The following is a 23,224-nucleotide window of genomic DNA, read 5'->3' on the forward strand; positions in this document are numbered from 1 at the left end:
CTACTGTAGGCACCGGCTCTAAGTGGGAGCTGGCTTGCCTGCGATAGCATCACCTCGGTGTGACTGACGCACCGAGGTGCCTGCATCGCGGGCAAGCCCGGCTCCCACACAAGCCCGCTCCCACATTGACGGTGTGCACCTTCTGGCTTTATGAGTTTCCATAGGTATGACCATGTCCCAAGACCGTCGCTACAGCTTCGAGTTCTTCCCGACCAAGACCGATGCTGGGCATGAAAAACTGATGGCAACTGCCAAGCAGTTGGCCAGCTACCACCCCGATTTCTTCTCCTGCACCTACGGTGCCGGTGGCTCCACCCGCGATCGCACGATCAACACCGTGCTGCAGCTGGAAAGCCAAGCCAAAGTACCTGCAGCTCCGCATTTGTCCTGCGTGGGCGACAGCAAGGCCGACCTGCGCAGCCTGCTGACCCAGTACAAGCAAGCCGGCATCAAGCGCATCGTCGCCCTGCGCGGTGACCTGCCCTCCGGCATGGGCATGGCCAGCGGCGAGCTGCGCTACGCCAATGACCTGGTGAGCTTCATTCGCGAAGAAACCGGCGATCACTTCCACATCGAAGTGGCCGCTTATCCGGAGATGCACCCCCAGGCGCGCAATTTCGAAGACGATCTGCAGAATTTCGTGCGCAAGGCCAACGCCGGCGCCAACAGCGCGATCACCCAGTACTTCTTCAACGCAGAGAGCTACTTCTACTTCGTTGAGCGTGTACAAGCGATGGGCGTGAACATCCCGATCGTGCCGGGCATCATGCCGATCACCAACTACAGCAAACTGGCGCGCTTCTCTGACGCCTGCGGCGCGGAAATCCCACGCTGGATTCGTAAACAACTGGAAGCCTACGGCGACGACGTCAAGAGCATCCAGGCGTTCGGCGAACAGGTCATCAGCGAAATGTGTGAACAATTGTTGCAAGGTGGCGCGCCAGGGTTGCACTTCTATACCCTGAACCAGGCTGAGCCAAGCCTCGCTGTCTGGAACAACCTGAAGCTGCCACGCTAAGGTCTGTTCCGAAATGCAAAGGCCCTCATAATGAGGGCCTTTGCCGTTCTAAACGCCCACGGAATTCTGCAGTCCATGAATACATCCGCCCCGACGTCCCGCCCGCAACTGGTCTACCTGGTGTTCGGCGCAGAGACTTACCATCAGGAAGCGGTATTCAGCATCGCCAGCGCCCTGTCGTTCCTGCGGGACGAGCCGGACACAGGCATCGACATCCAGGTCTTCAGCGACAACCCCGAGCCCTACCGCCTGCTGCCGGTACGGGTACGCCCGCTGGACGAAGCCACGCGCAAACGCTGGAGCGAGCCTCACGGCTACCACTTTCGCACCAAGCACGTAGTGCTGCGGCAAGTGTTGCGAGAATCCGAAGTGGCGCTGCTGATCGACACCGATACGTTTTTCCACCATTCGCCCCTGGCGCTGTTTGAACGCGTGCAGCCCGGCACCCTGCTGTGCAACGCCTTCTACACCAAGTACGGCGACAACCACGAAAGCATTCTGTACAGCGCCCTGTACCAGCGCCTGCTGGACATGGGCGTGGCCGACGATGACATGATGACCCTCAATTCCGGGGTCATGGGCCTGACGCAGCAGGACGCGCACATCCTCGACCGCTCGATCGAGTTGATGGACGAACTGTTTCCCCACGCCCAGGGCGCCTACACCCTGGAAGAGTTCTGCCTGTCCATTGCCGCCTATCGCACCCTCAACGTGCGCGAATGCCCGGACCTGATCCACCATTACTGGAGCCGCAAGCAGCTGTTCCGGGCCAAGGTCAAGGCGTGGATCGCCAAGCATGGGGCAAACCCCACCAGCGCCACGGCCCTGAATGACACGCGCCAGGTTTCCGCCCACCTGCCCCGCCCGCCTCGTCTGCAACGCTTGATGTACAAGCTGATCACCCTGGCACTGCCCAAGCACCAGCAGCAGTTCATCCGGGAAATCCTCTACGGCTGCTACGAACATGAAAACGAGTTCGACCAGGCGTGTGGCCCGGTTTGGTGGGACAAGGCCCGACAAAACCCAGGAAGAGCGCCAGGGCCGACCGGTGGATGCCCATCTGCTGGAGCACTGGTTTGGCAATCCCGTGGTGCGGCTGATTCTCGGCGAGCGGCGCGAGGCGATCTACGAACACCTGATCAAATCTCCGGGCAAGTAAACCTGGCGGGCGCCCGCAGATCACTGTGCCAGAGCTTCTCTTTAGCCCGATACAGTCGTAATCTCAGGGTATGCCTGTCACTTTCCGGTTATTGACTGCTGTTCTTTTCGCTTGCCTGAGCCTCGGTGCCCATGGCGAGAAACTGCGCATTGTCACCGAGCCCTGGGCGCCTTACGTCTACGACGACAACGGCACCATGCGCGGGCTCGACTACGAGACCACGGTGATCGTGTTCCAGCGCCTGGGCATCGATGTGGATTGGCAATTCCTGCCCTGGAAGCGCTGCCTGGCGATGCTCGACCAGGGCCAGGCCGACGGCGCACTGGATATTTTCCATAGCCATGAACGCGACGCGGTGCTGCTGTACCCCAGCGAGCCGCTGTCCGAGGTGGAGTTCGTGCTGTTCTACGCCAATCAGCGCCCACACCCGTTCCAGACCTTCGACGACCTGCGCGGCCTGACCATCGGCACCTCGCCAGGCTACCTCTATGGCGCCGAATTCAGCGAGTCCACCCTGTTCAAGCAGGAGCCGGCCGCCAGCCATGAGGCCAACTTCGGCAAACTGGCCCTTGGCCGGATCGACCTGGTGATCACGGACCGTCGGGTTGGCCAGCATGTACTCAAGGCCCTTGGACTTGAGGACCAGGTCACCCAGGCACCCCAGGTAGTCAGCAGCCAGCCACAGTTCCTGGCCGTGCGCCGCGGTGCCGGCATGGATTTGCTGGTGCAACGCTTCGCCGCCGAACTCAAACGCTTCAAGCAAGAGCCTGCCTACGCGGCCTTGAGCGCCAAATATGCAGGCAGCAGCCCGCAAACCAGCGCATCAGCCCTGCCCGTACGCACCGTTGAGCAGCAGGAAAGCAGCGCAGAGTGATTGCTCTGTTATACTCCGGCCTTTCCGCCAGGCTTACGCCCGGACGCTTCGGTCTTGCAAAAGGCACCCGACCCCGCTACAGCGCAGCTTTCAAGCCCGCGCGAGCCGTCTGAGTGCCCGCCAGCCCCAGCAGGACCGGACGGGATTGCGTTCATCTAAACGCCATTCACGCCAGGCAAGACTATCCCTCTGGGCCAAGCCCTAACTAAAACAGGATTACTCATGTCCTTTGCTTCCCTCGGTCTCTCCGAGGCTTTAGTCCGCGCCATCGAGGCAGCGGGCTATACCGAGCCTACTCCGGTGCAACAGCGGGCCATTCCCGCCGTGTTGCAAGGCCGCGACCTGATGGTTGCGGCTCAGACAGGTACTGGTAAAACCGGCGGCTTCGCCCTTCCGATCCTGGAGCGGTTGTTCCCCAACGGTCACCCGGACAAATCCCAGCGTCATGGCCCGCGCCAACCGCGCGTACTGGTCCTGACCCCTACCCGCGAACTCGCCGCCCAAGTGCATGACAGCTTCAAGCTGTATGCCCGCGACTTGAAGTTCGTCAGCGCCTGCATCTTCGGCGGCGTCGGCATGAATCCACAGGTTCAGGCCATGTCCCGTGGTGTCGACGTACTGGTTGCATGCCCGGGTCGCTTGCTCGACCTGTGCGGCCAAGGCAGCGTCGATTTGTCCCACGTGGAAATCCTCGTGCTGGACGAAGCCGACCGCATGCTCGACATGGGCTTTGTCCATGACGTGAAAAAGGTCCTCGCGCGCCTGCCGGCCAAACGCCAGAACCTGCTGTTCTCGGCCACGTTTTCCAACGACATCACCGCTTTGGCGGGCAAGTTGTTGCACAACCCCGAGCGCATTGAAGTCACGCCGCCGAACACCACGGTCGAGCGTATCGAGCAGCGCGTATTCCGCCTGCCGGCCGCCCACAAGCGTTCGCTGCTGGCCCACCTGATCACCGCCGGCGCGTGGGAACAGGTGCTGGTGTTCACCCGCACCAAGCACGGCGCCAACCGCCTGGCCGAGTACCTGGACAAGCACGGCCTCACCGCCGTCGCGATCCACGGCAACAAGAGCCAGAACGCCCGCACCAAAGCCCTGGCCGACTTCAAGGCCGGTGAAGTGCGCATCCTGGTCGCCACCGACATCGCCGCTCGCGGCCTGGACATCGACCAACTGCCCCACGTGGTCAACTTCGAGCTGCCAAACGTCGACGAAGACTACGTGCACCGTATCGGCCGTACTGGCCGGGCCGGTCGTTCGGGCGAGGCCATTTCCCTGGTCGCACCGGACGAAGAAAAGCTGCTGAAAAGCATCGAGCGCATGACCAAGCAGAAAATCGCCGACGGCGACCTGATGGGCTTCGACTCCAGCGCCGTTGAGGCCGAGAAGCCTGAAGTACGCGAGCGTCCGGACGTGCGCAACCCGCGCAACAACCCACGCGGTCCGAAGGGCGATGGCCCGAACGGCGGCGGCGGTGGTGGCGGTCGTAAAGACAAGGGCAAGGACAAGGGCGGCAAGGACAAGGCTGCGACCAATGGCCGTGGCGAACGCCCGGCCCGTGAGCAAAAGCCCCGTGAAGGCACCCCGGCCCGCGAACAGCGCCAGCCGAGCCAACCGCCACGTGCTGCTGCCGACCGTGCTCCGGACGAGTTCCTGGACGACGACGTGGACAACTTCGGTAACCGCGTTGACTACGTGCCCCAGGCCAAGCCGGCCCAGGGCCGTGGTCGTCGTCCGGGCGCTCCAGCCCAGGGCGCAGGCGCAGGTACTCCGCGTACCGGCGGGCAGCCGCAAGGTCGCCAGAACGGTCCGCGCAGCAGCAACGGCGCCACCACCGGCACCCCGCCTGCCAAGCGCAGCGGCCCGCGCAACGGTGCACCGCGTGACGGCCAGGCCCGTCGCGAAGAGTCGCGCAACCGTCGCCCGGCCCGTGATGATCAACCTCGCCTGTCGGAGCCAGCGGTGCAAAACCCGCGCGGCGGCCCGGCACCGAAGATCATCCACAAAGAGTCGAAAAGCGATCGCACGCTGACACCTGAGCAGTTGGATCAACTGCCGGGCCGTCCACGTGGTGAAAAACCGGCGTTGCTGACCCGCAACCGCTGAGTTTTCAAAGCGCCATAAAAAATGCCCCGGATCGCGAGATCCGGGGCATTTTTGTGTGGCCGGCGAAAATTACTTCGCTTTCACACCTTCAAACGTCACGTACAGCTCAACGTTGTTGGACGCTGGACCCAGGTCCATCTGCTTGCCGAAGTCCTGGCGATTGAAGGAGGTAGTACCTTCAAAGCCGGCACGGTAGCCGCCCCATGGATCCTTGCCTTCACCCAGGAAGGTCGCCTTGACGACGATCGGCTTGGTCACGCCGTGAAAGGTCAGGTCGCCGGTCACGTCAGCAGTGACTTGGCCAGCAGCATTCTTGCCAGTGGTCTTGACGCTGGTGGAGACGAACTTGGCATCGGCAAACTTGCCAACGTCCAGGAAGTCTTTGCTGGCGATGTGCTTGTCACGTTCGGCGTGGTTGGTGAACACGCTGGCGGTGCGGACGTTGAACTCAATCTTGCTGTCTTCAGGCTTGGCAGCATCGAAGCTGAACTTGCCGTCCAGGTCCTTGAAGGTACCGGTGATGAAGCTGTAGCCCAAGTGGCTGATCTTGAAGTCAACGAAGGCGTGCTGGCCTTCCTTGTCGACAACGTAGTCAGCTGCCATCGCCTGACCGGCAGTCAGCAGGGCAGAACCGATGGCCAGAGCGGCGAGAGTCTTTTTCAACATGCTTTCTATTCCTTGTGAGTCGAGGTTGAACATCAGGCTTTGCGCCCCAGCATACGAACCAGGGTCACATCACGATCAATGAAATGGTGTTTCAGCGCGGCCACGCCATGCAGGCCGGCGAACACCACCAATACCCAGGCCAGGTACAAATGCACCACGCCTGCAGTGTCTGCCTGGTCCGGTAGCCCGGAAACCAGTGCAGGAATCTCAAACAGGCCAAACACCGGGATCCCGACACCGTCTGCGGTGGAAATCAGGTAACCGGCAATCATCACGGCAAACAGCCCGAGATACAGGAACGCGTGGCCAAACGCAGCCCCCAGACGCGTCATGCGGCTATAGCTGGCAAGCGGTGGCGGCGGCGGGCTGACCAGGCGCCAGACGATCCGCACGAGCATGATGGCGAACAGCGTAATGCCGATGCTCTTGTGCAGGTCCGGGGCGTCTTTGCGCCAGGCACTGTAGTAGTCGAGACCGACCATCCACAGGCCCAATGCGAACAGACCGAACACCACCAGGGCCACGCCCCAGTGCAAAACGATGCTGACCCAGCCATAGCGGGCCGGTGAATTACGTAGTTGCATGTCCCAAATCCCGTAAGAGCTGTGGCAAGACTATCGATTTACCTATCGAATTAAAGCGGAAAATTTCGCTTTGAAATATCGAGAAATACGATCAAGAGCGTATGCAGAGTAAGTTAACAAGAGATTAAGGACTATTCCCAAGAAACGTGACAGACCGTCCTGCGTTTACTGCGATTTGCCCTACAAACATGCAATTGGGTTGTGACACAGGCCTGCATTGCATAGGCTTGCGCGATTGTTTCGCCCGCGCACGTCGCGAGCCGCTTCGAGGAGAATAAACATGGGTTTGAATAACCAGTGGATGCAACGCGACCTTGCGGTGCTGTGGCATCCCTGCACCCAGATGAAAGACCACCAGCAACTGCCGCTGATCCCGATCAAGCGCGGTGAAGGCATCTGGCTGGAAGACTTCGAAGGCAAACGCTACCTCGACGCCGTCAGTTCCTGGTGGGTCAACGTGTTTGGCCACGCCAACCCGCGTATCAACCAGCGCATCAAGGACCAGGTCGACCAGCTGGAACACGTGATCCTCGCCGGTTTCAGCCACCAGCCGGTGATCGAGCTGTCCGAGCGCCTGGTGAAGATGACCCCCGAAGGCCTGACCCGCTGCTTCTACGCCGACAACGGCTCGTCGTGCATCGAAGTCGCGCTGAAGATGAGCTTTCACTATTGGCTCAACCGCGGCCTGCCGAACAAAAAGCGCTTTGTCACCCTGACCAACAGCTACCACGGCGAAACCATCGCCGCGATGTCGGTAGGCGATGTGCCGCTGTTCACCGAGACCTATAAAGCCCTGCTGCTGGACACCATCAAGGTGCCGAGCCCCGACTGCTACCTGCGCCCCGACGGCATGAGCTGGGAAGAACATTCCCGGAACATGTTCCTGGCCATGGAGCAGACCCTGGCCGAAAACCACGACACCGTGGCCGCCGTGATCGTCGAGCCGCTGATTCAGGGCGCCGGCGGCATGCGCATGTACCACCCGGTGTACCTCAAGCTGCTGCGCGAAGCCTGCGACCGTTATGGCGTGCACCTGATCCACGACGAAATCGCCGTGGGCTTTGGCCGCACCGGTACGATGTTCGCCTGCGAACAGGCCGGCATCCGCCCGGACTTCCTGTGCCTGTCCAAGGCCCTGACCGGCGGCTACCTGCCGCTCGCCGCGGTGGTCACCACCGACGATGTGTACGACGCCTTCTACGACGACTACCCGACCCTGCGCGCCTTCCTGCACTCCCACAGCTACACCGGCAACCCGCTGGCCTGTGCGGCGGCCCTGGCGACCCTGGATATCTTCGAAGAAGACAACGTCATCGAAAACAACAAGGCCCTGGCCCAGCGCATGGCCACCGCCACCGCGCACCTGGTGGACCACCCGCACGTCTCGGAAGTGCGCCAGACCGGCATGGTGCTGGCCATCGAGATGGTGCAGGACAAGGCCACCAAGACCGCCTACCCGTGGCAGGAACGCCGTGGCCTGAAGGTGTTCGAGCATGCGCTGGAGCGTGGCGCGCTGCTGCGGCCGTTGGGCAGCGTGGTGTACTTCCTGCCGCCGTATGTGATCACCCCGAAGCAGATCGACTTCCTGGCTGAAGTGGCCAGCGAAGGGATCGACATTGCCACCAACAGCAAGGTCAGCGTGGCGGTGCCCAAGGATTTCCACCCGGGGTTTCGTGATCCGGGCTGATTGAGTTGATCGTTCCCACGCTCCGCGTGGGAATGCAGCCATGGACGCTCCGCGTCCGCCCTGCACACTATTTCCAGAGAACAGAAATGAGACTGTCCCGCTTTTTTGTCGACGCCCCCCTGAGCCTTGGCGACCACGAGTTGCCGGAAGCCCAGGCGCACTACATCAGCCGCGTATTGCGCATGAGCGAAGGCGACCCCGTGCAGTTGTTCGACGGTTCCGGCCAGGAGTTTCGCGCCAGCTTGCTGGAAGTCGGCAAAAAACGCGTGGTGGTGCAAGTCACCGAAACCTTCGCCGGGCAGGTCGAATCGCCGTTGCAGATTCACCTCGGCCAGGGCCTGTCCCGTGGCGAGCGGATGGACTGGGCGATCCAGAAAGCCACCGAGCTTGGGGTGAATGAAATCACCCCGATCTTCAGCGACCGCTGCGAAGTACGCCTCAAGGACGAACGCGCCGACAAACGCCTGCAGCACTGGCGCCAGGTGGCGATCAGCGCGTGCGAGCAGTGCGGTCGCTCGCGGGTGCCGGTGATTCACCCACCGCTGTTGCTGGCGGATTGGTTGAAACAGGCCGAAGCGGATTTGAAGCTGGTGCTGCACCCGGTGGCCGAGCCCCTGGTGAGCCACGCCAAGCCTGGGAGCCTGGCCTTCCTGATCGGGCCGGAGGGTGGATTGACTGATGGGGAAGTCGAGACGGCACAAGGTGCGGGGTTTCATGCCGCACGGCTGGGCCCACGGGTGCTGCGTACCGAAACTGCGCCAGTCGTTGCGCTGGCGGTGGCTCAACAACTCTGGGGCGACTTCTAAACCCTGCCTTGCAAACCCAATCTAATGTGGGAGCTGGCTTGCCTGCGATAGCGGTGTATCAGCAACAGATGTGCAACTGACCCACCGCTATCGCAGGCAAGCCAGCTCCCACATTTGGATCGGGTTTGCACTCCGCTACTCCACCGGGTCACTCACAGGCGTCGCAATAATCGCCTTCAACTCACTGGTCATCGGGAATTCCAGGTTCAAGCCCTTGGGCGGAATCGGCTGCTCAAACCAGCGCTGGTAAATCCCGTTGATCTCCCCCGAGCTGTACAGCCCGGCCAGGGTCTCGTTGACCACCGCGAGAAACTGCGGGTCGTCCTTGCGCACCATGCAGCTGTAGATTTCCCGCGACTGTTCTTCCCCGACCACCACCCACTTGTGCGGGTCCCTGGCCTTGGCGCGCTCGCCGTAGAGCAACGCATCATCCATGTAGAACGCCGCCGCCCGGCCAGATTGCAGCATCTGGAAGGCTTCGCCGTGGTCCTTGGCGCTGATCACCGACATGTTCAGTTTGTGATCGACGTTGTAGCTCTTGAGGAACCGCTCATTGGTGGTACCGGCGGTGGTTACCACGTTCTTGCCTTGCAGGTCGGCGAAGCTTTTGATGCCGCTGTCGTTGGCGGTCAGCAACTGGCCCTTCACGTAGATAAACCCGTAGGAAAACGCCACCTGTTTCTGCCGCTCGGCGGTCACGCCGGTGGAACCGCATTCCAGGTCCACGGTGCCGTTTTGCACCAGGGCTATGCGGGTCTGGGAAGTCACTAGGTTGTACTTCACGTTGAGCTTCGGCACACCGGTTTTCTGCTGGATACGCTCGACGATCTTGTTCGCCAGCTCCACCGAATAGCCCATGGGCTTGCCGCTGTGATCCCCCACATAGGAAAACGGCACCGAGGCATCGCGATAGCCGAGGGTGATGCTCCTGGCGTTGGCGATCTTGCTCAGCGTGCCGTCCAAGGGGGCCTCGGTGGCATGGGCCTGAGCCCCCAACAACAGCCCCAGGGTGCAGCCGATCAACGTGATTTTTTGCATTGTTATTCTCCGTTGGTGGTTAAAGGTTCAGGTACGGCGCACTGCAATGACACTGATCTCGACCAGCACGTCCGGTCGTGCCAACTGCGCCTGCAACGTGGTACGCGTCGGTGCCTGCCCCGGCGATAGCCAGGCGGACCAGACTTCATTCATCGGCGCAAAACCCTCCTGGATATTGTTCAGGTAGATGGTCGCATTCAGCAGATGATCCTTGTCGCTGCCGGCCTCGGCCAGCAGCGCATCAATCCTGGCCAGCACCTGTTCGGTCTGGGTCTTTACATCACGGCCTTCGCCCGGCACCTGGCCGGACAAAAACACCAGGTCCTGAAACACCACGGCGCCAGACAAGCGGCTGTTGCTGTTGATTCGGGTGATGGTCATCGAAATATCCTCAAGCGGCTCGGGGCGCGAAGCCCTGCATATCAATGGAAGTGGTGTGCCGGCCAATCAACTCGGCCAGTACCTGGCCGCTGCCGCAAGCCAGGGTAAACCCGAGGGCGCCGTGGCCGAGGTTAAGCCACAGGTTGCTGTAGGCGCTGGCACCAATCAGCGGCACGCCGGTAGGCGTGGCCGGGCGCATACCGGCCCATTCGACCGCGTGCTGGTAGTCACCGGCCAGCGGGAACGTCTCAAATGCCTGGCGTTTAATCAGCGCCAGGCGCTTGGGTTCCAGGCGGGTGTCGAAGCCGACAATATCCACCATCGCCGCCACCCGCAGTTGCTCACCGATGCGCGCGTAGACGATCTTGCGGTCGTAATCGGTGATGCTGATGTTCGGCGCCTGATGCTGCGCGCCAATCGGCACGCTCAGGCTGTAACCCTTGAGGGGATACAGCGGCAGTGACATACCCGGCAAGGCCAGCTCGGGGCTGCGGTGCCCGGCGGCCAGCACCAGGTGCTGCACCGGCAAGACTTCACTGCCCATTTCGATAGCCTGCACGGCGCCTGCGCTGTGACGAATCGCCGTCACCTTGCGCCCCAACAGGAACGTGCAACGCCCCGACGCTTCAAGGCGCGCCGCCAGTTGCTGGCAGAACCCATGGCAGTCGCCGACCTCTTCATTGGGCGTATAGATGCCGCCGGCAAAACTGGCGCTGTCCAGGGTCGGTTCCAGCCGTGCGCAGTCCGCCGCCGAGAGCACTTGCTGTTGCAGCGGGTCGGTCACTTTGTTCAAGGCGCGTTCATAGCTGTCGAGGCTGCGAAAGGTCACCAGCTTGCCGTTGCGCCGCCAGTGGAAACCGCCCAGTTGGTCTTCTTCACGCCAGCGTTGCAGGGTGCCCTGGCTCAAGGACGCCAGGCGCAGCAAGTGGGCCGCATTGCGCTGGTTCACCGAGCCACGGCAGGCGCCCAGGAACGAGGCCATCCAGCGCCACTGCGCCGGGTCCATGCGCGGGCGCAGCTTCAGCGGCGAGTCACCGCGCAGCATCCAGCCGATGGCTTGCAGCGGCACGCCCTTGTCGGCCAGCGGTGCGACATAGCGGTAGGACAGTTGCCCGCCGTTGGCGAAGCTGGTCTCGCTGCCCAGGGTTTCCCGGGCTTCGACCACCGTCACCTGCATGCCGGCACGCACCAGCGCGTAGGCACTCGCCAGGCCGATAACCCCGCCACCGATGATGCAAACCTGCTGAGCCATGTGCGTCCCTTAACCGTGCGATGTCAGGCTTGAAGGTTAGAGGCAGGTGACAGCGGCGGGACAATGAATAAAGATGGGTCACCCATAAACAAAGGTTATGGACTGCCCATGCGCTTGCGTCATATCGAAATCTTCCAGGCCATCCGCCAGACCGGTTCCATCAGCGCCGCCGCCCAGTTGCTGCATGTCTCGCAGCCGGCGGTGAGCAAGGTGCTGCAGCACGCCGAGTTGCAGTTGGGGTTCCCGCTGTTCCTGCGTATACGCGGCAAGCTGCAGCCAACCCCGGAAGCGCTGGCGCTGGAACGCGAAGTCGACAAGGTCACCGAAAGCCTGCAAGGCGTGCGGCGCCTGGCACAGAACCTGCGCCGCGAGCCGGGCCAGAGCCTGCGTATCGGCGCCACACCCGCGCTGGCCTTGTCGTTGCTGCCGCCGGCCATCCGCGAATGGACCCAACGCTACCCGGACATCGCCTGCGAGCTGTCCAGCGCCCACAGCCGCGAGCTGGTGCAAAACCTGCTGATGCGTGAGGTCGACGTGGCACTGACCCTGCAACCGCCCGATCACCCGGGCCTGACCGCCCAGGCCCTGGCCCACGGCGTGCTGGTGGCGTTGGCGCCGAAGGCTTACTGGAAGGAAAACGAGTTGGGCAAACCCTTGCCGCTGATGGCCCTGGCGGGCGCGCCGTTGATTGGCCTGTCCAGCGCCGACCCGTTGTCGGCGAAGCTGGACAGCTACCTGGAAGCGGTCGATCCACCGCCACGGGTCAGCATCGCAGTGCAGACCTATTCCCTGGCCAGGGCCATGGTCGAATCCGGCGCCGGGCTGGCGGTGATTGATCCGTTCACCGCCCTCGGCGCGTCGCCGGCCACTACTTGCATTCGCCCCCTTGCGCCGCCGCTGCCGATCACCTTGTACGCCCTGACCCGCGCCGACGAACCGCCGCCGCATATGCTGGCGAGCCTGCTGGAGATCTTCGGCAGCCGGGCCCAGGAGCAGTTGGACCGGCTATAACACGTACCCCATGATCGCCACGAAATGCAGCAGGCTGCCGCCAATCACGAACAAATGCCAGATCCCGTGGGAGTGCCGCAGGCGGTCCTCCAGGGCAAAGAAAATAATGCCCACGGTGTACAGCACCCCGCCCGACGCCAGCCAGGCAAACCCGGTAGGCCCCAGCGCAGCAATCAGCGGCTTGACCGCCACCAGCACGATCCAGCCCATCACGGCGTAGATCACGATCGACAGGATCCGCGCCTCGGAGCGTGGCTTGATCTCCTGCAGGATGCCGATCACCGCCAGCCCCCACACAATCCCGAACAGCGTCCAGCCCCACGGCCCGCGCAACGTCACCAGGCAAAACGGCGTGTAACTGCCTGCGATCAGCAGGTAGATCGAAAAGTGATCGACCTTCTGCATGATCGCTTTCTTGCGCCCGCGCACGCTGTGGTAAACGGTGGACGCGCTGTACAACACCAGCAATGTGAAACCGTAGATCGCTACGCTGACAATCTTCCAGGGGCTGCCGTCCATACCGGCCACCACCAACATCCATACCGCACCCACAAAAGCCGCAACCGCCCCGAGCAAGTGGCTCCAGGCGTTGAATCGTTCCCCGTGATACATGTGTCACTCACCTCGAATAACGGTTATCACCTCGACCATTCTGACGTCACCCATCCAACATCAGGTAACAACCTTTCTTCATTTGCCCAAATACACATGCCGATGGATGATTCGCTTCATCCTGTGGGAGCTGGCTTGCCGGCGATAGCGGTGTATCAGCAGCAGATGCATGTCTGACCCACCGCTATCGCAGGCAAGCCAGCTCCTACATAAAAGCCCCTCATCGGTAACGCCCATGCCCGACCTCGAACCTGCCCAGCCCCACCCGAGTCTGTGGCAATTGTTTTACAACTTCGCCATGGTCGGCCTGTTCGGCTTTGGCGGCGTGATGCCCTGGGCGCGGCAGATGATGGTCGACCGCCGGCAGTGGGTCAGCGAACAAGGCTTCAACGAGTTGCTGACCACCGGCCAATTCTTTCCCGGGCCGAATATCGCCAACGTCGGCATCATCTACGGCCGGCGCCTGCACGGCTTGCCAGGTGCGGTTGTGACCGTGGTCGGCTTGTATCTGTTCCCCTCGCTGATCACCGTACTGGCCGGCTACGCCTATGCCAAATGGTGGAGCCATGACGTGGTGCAGCAGATCTTCGGCGCGGTGATGCCGATCGCCACCGGACTGATGCTCGGCACCACTCTGCGCCTGCTCAAGGCCATGCCGCGAACCCTGGCCAACTACAGCGCGTTCGTCCTGACCTTCGTATTGATGGCGGTGCTGGTGCTGCCGCTGTGGATGGTCCTGCTGATCTGCATTCCTAGCTCCCTGGCCTTGAGTTTCATGGGCAAGCAGAAGGTGGCTGGCTGATGCAGAGCGTGCTGTTTCACCTGATGATCCAATGCGCGCTGTGGTCGCTGATGGCGATTGGCGGCAACACCGTGGCCCTGAGCGATATCCACCGCTACACCGTCACCGACATGAACTGGATCACCGACGCCCAGTTCGTCGCCTTCTTCGCCCTGCCCAGGCCTTGCCCGGGCCCAATGGCATGTTCCTGGTATTTATCGGCCAGCAAGCCGCCGGGTTGCCCGGCGCCCTGGTGGCCCTGAGCGCCAAGCTGGTGCCCTGCTCGGTACTCACCTACCTCGGCGCCGGCTGGCTGGAAAAACACACCAAGACCCCGTGGGTGCAGCGGGTCAAGGGCAGTCTGTTGCCGATCTCCATCGGGCTGATCCTGGCCGCCAGCTACATCCTGATGAACAGCCTGGAAAACAACGCCACCAGCCTGGTACTGACCCTGGCCAGCGCTGCCGTGGTGTATTACACAAGGCTCAACGCAATCTGGCTGATCATCCTCGGCGTGGTGTTGGGCCTGTGCAGCGCATGGCTGGGAGTGAACTGGTTTTAGGGGCACAATCGACGGCATTCGAACAAGAGTCACGCCCATGCTGATCGACGAAGAGTTCACCCTCAAGAAGCTGGAAATCTTCCTGGCGTTCATGCGCACCGGTAACCTGGCGCGGGCGGCGGCTGAACTGCAGACCAGCAACGTCAGCGTGCACCGGGCGATCCACTCCCTGGAAAACGCCCTGCGCTGCCCGCTGTTCAAGCACGAAGGGCGCAACCTCACGCCGCTGGAAAGCGCCTATGTGCTGGAGGAGCGTGCGCAGAAGCTGGTGCAGGATGTGGTGGACAGTGTGCGGGTGACCCGCGAGGCCGCCGGCTTTTCCGCCGAGCGCTTCAAGCTGGGCTCGCTGTATTCGCTGACGGTGAAGACCGTGCCGCAGTTGATCATGGGGCTGAAGATTCGCCGCAGCGAGCTGAATATCGACCTGATCCTCGGCTCCAATTTCGACCTGCTGTACAAGCTGAAGAACATGGAAGTCGATGCGATCCTGATCTCCCTCGACGAGCACGCCAACGATCCCGACTGCGAGCAGATCGCGCTGTTTTCCGACGACATCTTCCTCGCCACCCCGGCCGATTCACCCTTCGACCGCGAACAGGAAATCGACCTGGCGGACGTGCGCGACGCCACCTTCATCACCCTCACCCAAGGCTTCGCCACCCATCAGGATGGCAACCGCGTATTCAAGCAGGCAGGGTTCGAGCCGAAGGTGGCGATGCAGGTCAACGACATCTTCACCCTGCTGAGCATGGTCAGCTCGGGCGTGGGTTATGCGCTGCTGCCGGGACGGATTGCGGCGGTGTACGAGAACCGGGTGAAGCTGATTCCCCTGCAACCGCGCTACCGTTTGCAGCAGCACATTGGCGTGGTGTTTCTGAAAGCCAAGGAGCGCGACCCGAACTTGCTCGCGCTGTTGGCAGAGTGCCGGATGTATGCGAATCGTCAAACCTGACAATGATCCCCTGTGGCGAGGGAGCTTGCTCCCGCTCGGCTGCGCAGCAGTCGTAAAATCAGCGCCCGCGTTGTTTCAGGAAGAATGCATTGGGACCGCTTCGCGCTCCAGCGGGAGCAAGCTCCCTCGCCACAAAAGCGGTCGACACCTCTCGGGTCAGCCGACAATCCCGCGCACGATGAAGTACAGCACCGACGGCCCCAGCAAACACCCAAGCCCGGTGTGAAAGGTGGCGGTCAGTGCGCCATACGGCACCAACCGCCGGTCCGTCGCTGCCAGGCCTGCCGTCACGCCGCTCACCGTACCGGCCAGGCCGCCAAACACCATCGCCGAGCGCGGGTTATCCAGGCCCATCCAGCGTGCCGCCATGGGCGTGCCCACCATCACCAGGATCGCCTTGATCAACCCAGTCGCGATGGACAGCGCCACCACATCCGAGCTTGCACCCAACGCCGCCCCGGTCACCGGCCCGACGATGTACGTCACCGCGCCCGCGCCGATGGTGGTCATGCTGATCGCATCGCGATAACCAAACGCCCAGGCGATGCTCGCGCCCACAATAAACGGCAGCACCGTGCCCAGCAGCAAGGCAATCGCACCAATCAAGCCGGCCTTGCGCGCCTCGGTGGCCTGTACTTCAAACGCCGTGGCCACGATGGCAAAGTCCCGCAGCATGGCGCCGCCCATCAAGCCGATCCCGGAAAACAGCGCCACGTCCGCCAGGCCTTTCTGCCCGCCGGTCAAGGTGCCGCCCACCCAGGCCAGCACCAGCCCGATCACAATCGCGATGGCTGAGCCGTGGATGCGCCCGAAGGTCAGGCGCTTGGACAGCACCACCGAAATCCACATCACCACGCCAACAAATGCAAAGGCGGTGACCAAGCCGTTATTTGCCAGGCCTTTCTCGATGAGTTCCCACATATCAGCGACCTCCCGCGACAGGTGCAACCGCGATCAGCGGCTCTTCATCGGGCAACGGTTCGCCTTTGTGCGTACGGCTGATCAAAGCAATCGTGCAACCGCACACCACCACCGAACCAATCGCCGCCAGCACCGCCACCGGGCCGCCGTGCAGCGCGGTCACCACGTTCTGTTGCGCCGCCATCGCCACCACCACCGGGATGTACATGGCACCCCAGAAGCCGACACCCATCTCGCATTCCTTGGTCATGCCGCCGTGTTTGTGCATCCACAACCGTGCGCAGATCAGCAGGATCATCGCGATCCCCACCCCGCCCACGTTGGATTTGACTCCCAGCAACACGCCGAGCATGTCGCCCAGAATCACGCCGGCCAACATGCAGATCGCCAGCAACGCCACACCGTAAATAATCATGATGGTTGTCCTCAAAGTGCTTCATCGAAATTGTTGTTTTTGTGCTTCGAAAGCCTTGGGCGGCAATGCCGATCCGATAAAGATGAATACCGTACCTGTGGCGAGGGAGCTTGCTCCCGTTGGGCTGCGTAGCGGCCCTGAAATCCTCGGAGCGCTGCGCACTCCAATGGGAGCAAGCTCCCTCGCCACAGGTCATTGGTGACCCGCTCTATCTCTTGACCGACCAGCATCAGCCTTGGTGGAGCTCTATCGGTGATGATTTCCCTCCTCTCGCAGCAAGGCCTGCAAGGTGTCCAGGCGGGCGCCTTCGAAGGCGATGACGGTGCCTTGCTCGAACACCCGGCGCGCGAGGCCCGTGAGCACGGCACCGGGAGGCAGTTCGATATGCAGGCGCACACCGCGCTCGAAGGCGCTTTGCACGGTGCCGCGCCAGTCGACGATGCGGCACATGTTGAAGGCGAGGTCGTCGCGCAGGTGTTCGGTGTTGTGGATCGGCCGGGCGCGGGTGCTGCTGAGGTAGTTGATGCTCGGCGGTTTCAGTGTCACTTGGGCGAATGCTTCGGCCAGGGCCTCGGCGGGTTTTTCCAGCAGTACGCAATGAGACGGCACGCTGACGGCCAGGCGTTTGGCGACGCCGTTGCCGCGCACCAGATTGGCGACCGCCTTCATGGCCTCATCGCTGCCGGCGATGACCGTCTGGTTGTCGGCATTGATATTGGCCAGGTAAACCGGGGTTTGCGGGCTGTGGGCCTGAGCAAGCAAGGCTTCGACGGTGGACAGGTCCGGGCCGATAAGGGCGGTCATGCCGTAGCCGTGGGGATACGCGTGTTGCATCAATTCGCCGCGCAGGCTGACGAGTTTCAACGCGTCGGCAAAGTCCAGCGAGCCGGCGATCACGGCCGCCGGATAGGCACCAATGGACAGGCCGGCGACGTAATCGGGGGTGTGTTCCAGCAAACGCGCACTGGCCACACCGGCAATCAACAGGCAGAGCTGCACGGCACGGGTCGAGGCCAGCGCTTCGGCAGAATCCAGGGTAAGCACATCCTCATTGAGGGCAGCACTGGCTTCGTCCAGCACCGCACGCGGCAGTTGCTGGAGCATGCCGGGACGCTGGGCGCCCTGCCCCGGGAATGCCAGGAGGCTACTCATGCCACGGCCTGCCAAGGATCGAGCACCAACTGCGCGCCGCTGGCGTTCTTCAGCAGCACGCGACGCGAACCACCGGCCCATTCACGCAACGCGACCGCGCCAAACGGCGTTTGCAGTTGCAGGTCGACGGCGCACACCGCCGTATCCAGTATCGCCAGCAGGTCCTCTGCATCGCTGCGATCAAGGCGCTCGGGCGTGCGCAGAATCAAATCCAGATCGCTCTTGGCATGCAGCGCTTCGACGCCGCTGGCCAACTCGAAACCCGCACTGCCGGTGACGCCCCAACTCTCTCCCGCCAGCACCGGTCGCAACTGAGCGAGGGCCTGCAACGCCGGCAAATCCCTTGGCGAGATCACACCGCGCAGGTCTTCCGGCACCACGCGCCGCTGCACCGCCGCCATCGGCATCACGGCGGCGAAGCGCTGCTCGCGCAAGCGCCCGCGTACCCCCACCGCTACCTGGCCCGGCGACGCGACGGCACGCCGCACCACCACCGGATGCCCAGCGGCCAATGCTTCCAGCACCCAGGCCGGCGCATCAGCGGGCGCATGCGCCGGGGTCATGCCCCAGAGCAAGTCGTGAGCGTTCACCATTGCTCCCGCAGCAGTTGGCGCACGTGGCTGGAGGCCGCGCGGTTAGTGGCGCCCAGGCGACCGCTCAGGTCCCGACCGCCGGCCTGCACATCCTTGATCGCCTGCACCAGGCAATCGCTGACCCGCGCCACATCTTCGGTGGTGGGCTGCTCGATCTGGCTGACCGACAAGGTCTCCCAGAGCAAGCCGAGGCTGGCATAGCTGTCGATGTCATAGGCCATCGGCGGCACGCTGGCAGCCAGGGTTTCCAGCTCTTCAACACTGCGCAGGGTTACCCGCGCCGCCGAAGCCTTGCCCATGGCATGCACCATCACGCCGGGGTCGCGCAGGGCAATCAGGCGGTTGGCCTGGTAACCATGGGCGAGGAAGGCGCCGGACATCGCCTTGCCCACCAGCAGCGCGATCACCGGGTGACCGGCCAGGCGGGCACGGGCGTAGCTGTCGGCAGCGGCGGCCAATGCCTGGTGAATGCCCAACGCCTCTTCGCGACGACCGTAGGCCTGGCTCGGCACATCCACGATGGCAATCAGCGGACGCTTGTCGCCGGTGTTGATCGCCTCATCAACGGCCTTGGCCAAGCCCCAGCCTTCCAGCAAACCGACTTCACCGTTGCGAGCGCGAGGGAAGCGGTTTTGTGGGTCGGTGACCACCGCGATAAAGCGCACTGGCTGATCACCGAGCACGCCGTCGGCAACTTTCAGCGAGTTCGGCAAACCGCTCACTGGCGCTGCGTCGCCGCTCAATGCGTTGAACCACTGCAAACCTCTCATGAGCGTTCTCCCTGATACAGATCGCGAACCGTCGCCGGGTCGATTTGCGGTTCGGCGTTCAGTGCGGCCAGGCGTTCCAGATAGTGATCAACCTGACGGCTGCGCTGGTTTTCCGGCAAGCCTTGTTGCAGCAGCTCAGTGATCTGCTGCTGAATCTGCGCCACGTCGTCGGCCACATACCGGTCGGCCAAGCCACTGTTGAAACGCTGCTCACCGCCGGTCAGGCTCCAGATGAAGGGCCGGTCACGGGAGTCGTATTCTTCAAGGCCGGCTTCCTGCTCGATCACCTGCGGGCCGTTCAGGCCAAGGCGCGCCTCACGGGTCACCAGCAGATAACTGCACAAGCCTGCCGCGATGGACATGCCGCCAAAGCAACCGACGCTGCCCGCCACCACGCCGATCACCGGCTGGTACTGGCGCAGGTCGACAATCGCTGCGTGGATATCGGCGATCGCGGCCAAGCCCAGGTTGGCTTCCTGCAAGCGCACGCCGCCGGTTTCCAGCAGCAGGATGGCGCGCGTCGGGATGCCGTTGCGGTTGTCTTCAGCAGCCAACTCCAGTGCACCGGCCATCTTCGCGCCGCCGACTTCACCGAGACTGCCGCCCTGGAAATTGCCTTCGATGGCCGCGATGACCACCGGCAAGCCGGCGATGCTGCCCTTGGCGATCACCACGCCGTCATCTGCCTGCGGCACCACGCCCTGGCGGCTCAGCCACGGCGACATGACGCGCTGGAACGGGTCGATCAGTTCGCGATAGCTGCCCGCGTCGAGCAAGGCCTTGGCCCGTTGCCGGGCGCCGAGTTCGACAAAGCTGTGTTTGTTGAGCAAGTCAGTCATGACCGATCTCCTCGAAGCCTTGCTCCAGGCGCAAGCGCACCACGCCGGGTGTGGCGCCGAAGTCGTGGATATCGATGTTCAATGCGGGGGGTGTCTGTTCCTGGAAGATCCGTTCGAACAGATGCTGCCAACGCAGCTGCGCACCGTTCACCGAGGTCTGCACCTGGATCGTCAGGGTGCCGGCGGTGCCCGGTTCCAGCAGCACTTCGAGGTCGCCGGAGCCGACGCAGCCTACCAGCGCGCGGCCCTTGGCGGGCTGCCCGGCGGGGAATTCAAAGGATAAGGTTTCCATCACAGCGCTCCGTCGAGGCGGTCGATAAACAGGCAGGCGGCCAACAGGTCGGCGGCGCCACCGGGGGAGGCATTCAGCGCCAGCAGTTGCTGGTCCAGCTCATGCAGTTGGCGGCGGCCGGCGAGGCTTGCACTGCCGCCGGCGTCCAGCACCGCTTGGGCGCCTTGTTGCATGGCCTGCAAGCCTTCAGGGCCGGCGCGGTAGAGCACGCAGGTGTCGGCCAGGTCGGTCATGATCGCCAGCAAGGCGTCGAGGCGCGCGTTCTGTTCGCCGTGTTGCTGCAGGCGGCTTTTCTTCAGTTGGGGCAGGCCGCGTTGCAGCACCGACGGGAAGCCCAGTTGCGCCTCTTCGCGAGCACCGCGTGCGCCGTAGCGTTGTGCGACCTGGGCGCCGTGGCTCAGCGGCTGCGGTGCGTAACGGTCGTTGAGCAAGGCCAGGCGGGCGGCGCGCAACGTCACCGCGCTGGCAGTGCAGGATTCCGGTTGCAGTGCGGCGGCGGCGACTAACAGGCCGAGGGCCCAGATCGCGCCGCGATGGGTATTTACGCCGCTGGTGGTGACGAGCATCACCTGCTCACCTTCGCGACCGATGCGCCCGAGGGCTTCACGCAGAGGCAAACCGACTTCGCCAAATTCGACCGCGGCCTCGGCCATTTCCTTGAACGCCGGCCACAGCGACAGCGCCGAGGCGTGCATCAAGCCGAGGTGCAAATCGGTATGGGCGCCGTTGCCGCGACGGTCTACCAGGGCGGGTTTCGGCGACAGGTCCGCCTCATCAATCATGGCGTCGACGGCCATGTCGGCCAGGCGTTCGGCCAGCGTCAGGTCGTGCAGTTTGAGTGCGTGCATTTACCAGCTCCTGAACTTGGCGGGCGGGTTGTACAAGCCACCGGACCACTCCACCAGATCGGCCACGCTCTTGGCGGCCAGCAGCTCGCGGGTGGCATCGGTGCGGCGGATGCCGAGGTCTTCGGGCAGCGCAATCAAGCCCTCGCGACGCATGCGTGCGGTGTCCTTGGGGTTGTGGCGCATGCCGATGGCGGTCACCCCGGCCACGGCGGCGATCATCGCCTGGCGCTCTTCCAGGGAGCGGGCCTTATACAGGTAGGCGATGCCTTCTTCGGTGAGCAGGTGCGTGACGTCATCGCCGTAGATCATGATCGGCGCCAGGGGCATGCCGCTTTTGCGGGCGACTTCCACCGCGTCGAGGGTTTCGACGAAGGTGGGTTTACCGCCTTCCTGGAACGTCTCGACCATCTGCACCACGAGCTTTTTGCCGCGTTCGAGCAAGGCTTCCGGGGCGTCGTCGTGGCGCATGTCGAGCCAGGCGGGTGTGCCGTGGCGGCGACCCCGTGGGTCATGGCCCATGTTCGGCGCACCACCAAAACCGGCGAGGCGGCCACGGGTAACGGTGGAGGAATGACCGTCGCCATCGACCTGCAAGGTGGCGCCGATAAACAGGTCCACCGCGTACTGGCCGGCCAGCTGGCAGAACATTCGGTTGGAGCGCAGCGAGCCGTCGCGACCCGTGAAGAACACATCCGGCCGGGCGGCGATGTAGTTCTCCATGCCCAGTTCGGTGCCGAAGCAATGAACGCTTTCGACCCAGCCGCTTTCGATGGCCGGGATCAGGGTTGGGTGCGGGTTGAGGGTCCAGTTGCGACAGATCTTGCCCTTCAGGCCCAGGGATTCACCGTAGGTCGGCAGGATCAATTCGATGGCGGCGGTGTTGAAACCGATGCCGTGGTTCAGCGATTGAACGTTGTGTTTTTCGTAGATGCCGCGGATCGCCATCATCGCCATCAACACATGCACGGGCTTGATATGGCGTGGGTCGCGGGTGAACAGCGGTTCGATGTAGAAGGGCTTGTCAGCGACCACCACGAAATCGACCCAGCTCGCGGGGATGTCGACGCGCGGCAGGTCGGTGACGTCATCCACCAGTTGGTTGACCTGGACGATGACGATGCCATCGCTGAAGGCGGCCGGCTCGATCAGCGCGGGTGTGTCTTCGGTGCTCGGGCCGGTGTAGATATTGCCGGCGCGGTCGGCCATGAAACCGGCCGACAGGACCACGTTGGGGATCAGGTCCACCACCAGCCGTGCGTAGAGTTCGATGTAGGTGTGGATCGCGCCGATTTCCAACAGGCCGTCTTCCAGCAACTGGCTGATGCGCAGGGACTGGGTGCCGGCAAAGGAGAAATCCAGCTTGCGGGCGATGCCCTTTTCAAACAGGTCCAGGTGCTCGGAGCGGCCGACGCTGGGCATGATCATGTGCAGGTCGTGGAGCTTGGCGGGGTCGGCCTTGGCCAGGGAGCGCGAGAGGAAATCGGCCTGCTTCTGGTTGTTGCCTTCCAGCACCACGCGGTCGCCGGGGAGGATCAGGGCTTCCAGGGCTTCGACAATGCGCTCGCTGGGGAGTACGGCGCCATCGGCGAAGGATCGCACCAAGGCGAGGCGGCGCTGCTTCTCATCGCGCCGCCGCGTCCAGCGCGAGTCGGGGGAAGTTGTTGTTGTCATGGTCGCTCCACGGGATTTGCTGTCGTGGGCTGTACCTTAGGAGGGTATTGGGGGGGCATCAATCAAGCTGGGCGGTGAACCATTACGATTGGAGTAATGGTTAATTAGCAAACGCTGAGGCTCGGGCCCAACACAGTTCAAATGTGGGAGCGGGCTTGCTCGCGAATGCGGTGGGTCAGTTGATAAATCGGGTACTGACACACCGTATTCGCGAGCAAGCCCGCTCCCACATTT

23 protein-coding genes and 2 pseudogenes are annotated in these 23,224 nt (G+C 62.9%); 10 read left to right on the top strand and 15 right to left on the bottom strand.

Annotation, left to right across the window (positions count from 1 at the left end):
* Nucleotides 1-172 precede the first annotated feature (172 nt).
* The 4 genes and pseudogenes from metF to QF039_RS27285 all read left to right on the top strand — a co-directional run bounded on the left by metF (nt 173) and on the right by QF039_RS27285 (nt 5,157).
* The gene (gene metF, locus QF039_RS27270; protein WP_307521640.1) at nt 173-1,018 is read left to right on the top strand and encodes a methylenetetrahydrofolate reductase [NAD(P)H]; all 846 of its coding nucleotides are present in this window, start codon (nt 173-175) and stop codon (nt 1,016-1,018) included.
* A gap of 75 nt (nt 1,019-1,093) precedes the next feature.
* Nucleotides 1,094-2,177, top strand: a pseudogene (locus tag QF039_RS27275) (hypothetical protein).
* 70 nt (nt 2,178-2,247) lie between these two features.
* Nucleotides 2,248-3,051 carry an ABC transporter substrate-binding protein gene (locus QF039_RS27280; protein WP_023659310.1) on the top strand — a complete coding sequence of 268 codons (804 nt, stop codon included), beginning with the start codon at nt 2,248-2,250 and terminating at the stop codon, nt 3,049-3,051.
* A gap of 222 nt (nt 3,052-3,273) precedes the next feature.
* Nucleotides 3,274-5,157: a DEAD/DEAH box helicase gene (locus tag QF039_RS27285; RefSeq protein WP_003216846.1), complete on the top strand. Its 1,884-nt coding sequence runs from the start codon at nt 3,274-3,276 to the stop codon at nt 5,155-5,157.
* A gap of 69 nt (nt 5,158-5,226) precedes the next feature.
* Here QF039_RS27285 and QF039_RS27290 read toward each other — a convergent pair whose 3' ends face one another.
* Both QF039_RS27290 and QF039_RS27295 read right to left on the bottom strand, forming a co-directional pair.
* Nucleotides 5,227-5,823, bottom strand: coding sequence for a YceI family protein (locus QF039_RS27290; RefSeq protein WP_003216844.1), 597 nt, complete (start codon nt 5,821-5,823; stop codon nt 5,227-5,229).
* A gap of 32 nt (nt 5,824-5,855) precedes the next feature.
* Entirely contained in the window at nt 5,856-6,407 is a 552-nt protein-coding gene (locus tag QF039_RS27295; RefSeq protein ID WP_003216842.1) for a cytochrome b, read from the bottom strand.
* 280 nt (nt 6,408-6,687) lie between these two features.
* On the opposite strand from QF039_RS27295, the gene QF039_RS27300 reads away from it, so the two are divergent.
* Nucleotides 6,688-8,094, top strand: a complete 1,407-nt coding sequence (locus tag QF039_RS27300) for an adenosylmethionine--8-amino-7-oxononanoate transaminase (protein WP_307521646.1) — start codon at nt 6,688-6,690, stop codon at nt 8,092-8,094.
* A gap of 86 nt (nt 8,095-8,180) precedes the next feature.
* Nucleotides 8,181-8,900 (top strand): 16S rRNA (uracil(1498)-N(3))-methyltransferase, encoded by a 720-nt coding sequence (locus tag QF039_RS27305; protein ID WP_087693231.1) that lies wholly within the window; start codon nt 8,181-8,183, stop codon nt 8,898-8,900.
* Between the two features lie 135 nt (nt 8,901-9,035).
* On the opposite strand, the gene QF039_RS27310 is transcribed toward QF039_RS27305, so the two are convergent.
* Genes QF039_RS27310 through QF039_RS27320 form a run of 3 tightly spaced genes read right to left on the bottom strand, consistent with a single transcriptional unit; the run spans nt 9,036 to nt 11,571 of the window.
* A complete protein-coding gene (locus QF039_RS27310) occupies nt 9,036-9,938 on the bottom strand; it encodes a transporter substrate-binding domain-containing protein (RefSeq protein ID WP_087693232.1) in 903 nt (300 codons plus the stop codon).
* A gap of 27 nt (nt 9,939-9,965) precedes the next feature.
* Nucleotides 9,966-10,319: a RidA family protein gene (locus QF039_RS27315; RefSeq protein ID WP_087693233.1), complete on the bottom strand. Its 354-nt coding sequence runs from the start codon at nt 10,317-10,319 to the stop codon at nt 9,966-9,968.
* Nucleotides 10,320-10,329: 10 nt separating this feature from the next.
* Entirely contained in the window at nt 10,330-11,571 is a 1,242-nt protein-coding gene (locus tag QF039_RS27320) for a D-amino acid dehydrogenase (protein WP_307521650.1), read from the bottom strand.
* A gap of 108 nt (nt 11,572-11,679) precedes the next feature.
* On the opposite strand from QF039_RS27320, the gene QF039_RS27325 reads away from it, so the two are divergent.
* A complete protein-coding gene (locus tag QF039_RS27325; RefSeq protein ID WP_093204136.1) occupies nt 11,680-12,582 on the top strand; it encodes a LysR family transcriptional regulator in 903 nt (300 codons plus the stop codon).
* Here QF039_RS27325 and QF039_RS27330 read toward each other — a convergent pair.
* Nucleotides 12,577-13,194, bottom strand: coding sequence for a hemolysin III family protein (locus QF039_RS27330; RefSeq protein WP_008434116.1), 618 nt, complete (start codon nt 13,192-13,194; stop codon nt 12,577-12,579). The genes QF039_RS27325 and QF039_RS27330 overlap by 6 nt on opposite strands.
* Nucleotides 13,195-13,429: 235 nt before the next feature.
* On the opposite strand from QF039_RS27330, the gene QF039_RS27335 reads away from it, so the two are divergent.
* The 3 genes and pseudogenes from QF039_RS27335 (at nt 13,430) to QF039_RS27345 (ending at nt 15,489) form a co-directional block, all read left to right on the top strand.
* Nucleotides 13,430-13,996, top strand: coding sequence for a chromate transporter (locus tag QF039_RS27335; protein ID WP_307521655.1), 567 nt, complete (start codon nt 13,430-13,432; stop codon nt 13,994-13,996).
* A 50-nt stretch (nt 13,997-14,046) separates the two neighbouring features.
* Nucleotides 14,047-14,537 (top strand): annotated as a pseudogene (locus tag QF039_RS27340) (chromate transporter).
* Between the two features lie 37 nt (nt 14,538-14,574).
* On the top strand, nt 14,575-15,489 hold the full coding sequence (locus tag QF039_RS27345; protein ID WP_003216822.1) for a LysR substrate-binding domain-containing protein: 915 nt from the start codon (nt 14,575-14,577) through the stop codon (nt 15,487-15,489).
* Nucleotides 15,490-15,645: 156 nt separating this feature from the next.
* Here the strand turns inward: QF039_RS27345 and madM are convergent, their stop codons facing one another.
* From madM to mdcA, 9 genes are all read right to left on the bottom strand, one after another.
* Nucleotides 15,646-16,410, bottom strand: a complete 765-nt coding sequence (gene madM, locus QF039_RS27350; RefSeq protein WP_003216820.1) for a malonate transporter subunit MadM — start codon at nt 16,408-16,410, stop codon at nt 15,646-15,648.
* Nucleotide 16,411: 1 nt separating this feature from the next.
* A complete protein-coding gene (gene madL, locus QF039_RS27355; protein WP_102604131.1) occupies nt 16,412-16,825 on the bottom strand; it encodes a malonate transporter subunit MadL in 414 nt (137 codons plus the stop codon).
* Nucleotides 16,826-17,071: 246 nt separating this feature from the next.
* Nucleotides 17,072-17,977, bottom strand: a complete 906-nt coding sequence (gene mdcH, locus QF039_RS27360; protein WP_307521660.1) for a malonate decarboxylase subunit epsilon — start codon at nt 17,975-17,977, stop codon at nt 17,072-17,074.
* Nucleotides 17,974-18,570 carry a malonate decarboxylase holo-ACP synthase gene (locus tag QF039_RS27365; RefSeq protein ID WP_008434124.1) on the bottom strand — a complete coding sequence of 199 codons (597 nt, stop codon included), beginning with the start codon at nt 18,568-18,570 and terminating at the stop codon, nt 17,974-17,976. The genes mdcH and QF039_RS27365 overlap by 4 nt, the downstream gene beginning before the upstream one ends.
* Nucleotides 18,564-19,340: a biotin-independent malonate decarboxylase subunit gamma gene (gene mdcE / locus QF039_RS27370; protein ID WP_177009101.1), complete on the bottom strand. Its 777-nt coding sequence runs from the start codon at nt 19,338-19,340 to the stop codon at nt 18,564-18,566. The genes QF039_RS27365 and mdcE overlap by 7 nt, the downstream gene beginning before the upstream one ends.
* Complete coding sequence (locus QF039_RS27375) at nt 19,337-20,179, bottom strand: biotin-independent malonate decarboxylase subunit beta (protein ID WP_102370090.1); 843 nt, start codon at nt 20,177-20,179, stop codon at nt 19,337-19,339. Before QF039_RS27375 ends, mdcE begins: the two co-directional genes overlap by 4 nt.
* Complete coding sequence (locus QF039_RS27380; RefSeq protein WP_003216806.1) at nt 20,172-20,471, bottom strand: malonate decarboxylase subunit delta; 300 nt, start codon at nt 20,469-20,471, stop codon at nt 20,172-20,174. The genes QF039_RS27375 and QF039_RS27380 overlap by 8 nt, the downstream gene beginning before the upstream one ends.
* On the bottom strand, nt 20,471-21,319 hold the full coding sequence (locus QF039_RS27385) for a triphosphoribosyl-dephospho-CoA synthase (RefSeq protein WP_307521665.1): 849 nt from the start codon (nt 21,317-21,319) through the stop codon (nt 20,471-20,473). Before QF039_RS27385 ends, QF039_RS27380 begins: the two co-directional genes overlap by 1 nt.
* A complete protein-coding gene (mdcA, locus tag QF039_RS27390) occupies nt 21,320-22,990 on the bottom strand; it encodes a malonate decarboxylase subunit alpha (RefSeq protein ID WP_026077844.1) in 1,671 nt (556 codons plus the stop codon).
* Between the last annotated feature and the right edge of the window lie 234 nt (nt 22,991-23,224).

It is taken from the genome of Pseudomonas sp. W2I6, from assembly GCF_030815935.1.
Classification (GTDB): domain Bacteria; phylum Pseudomonadota; class Gammaproteobacteria; order Pseudomonadales; family Pseudomonadaceae; genus Aquipseudomonas.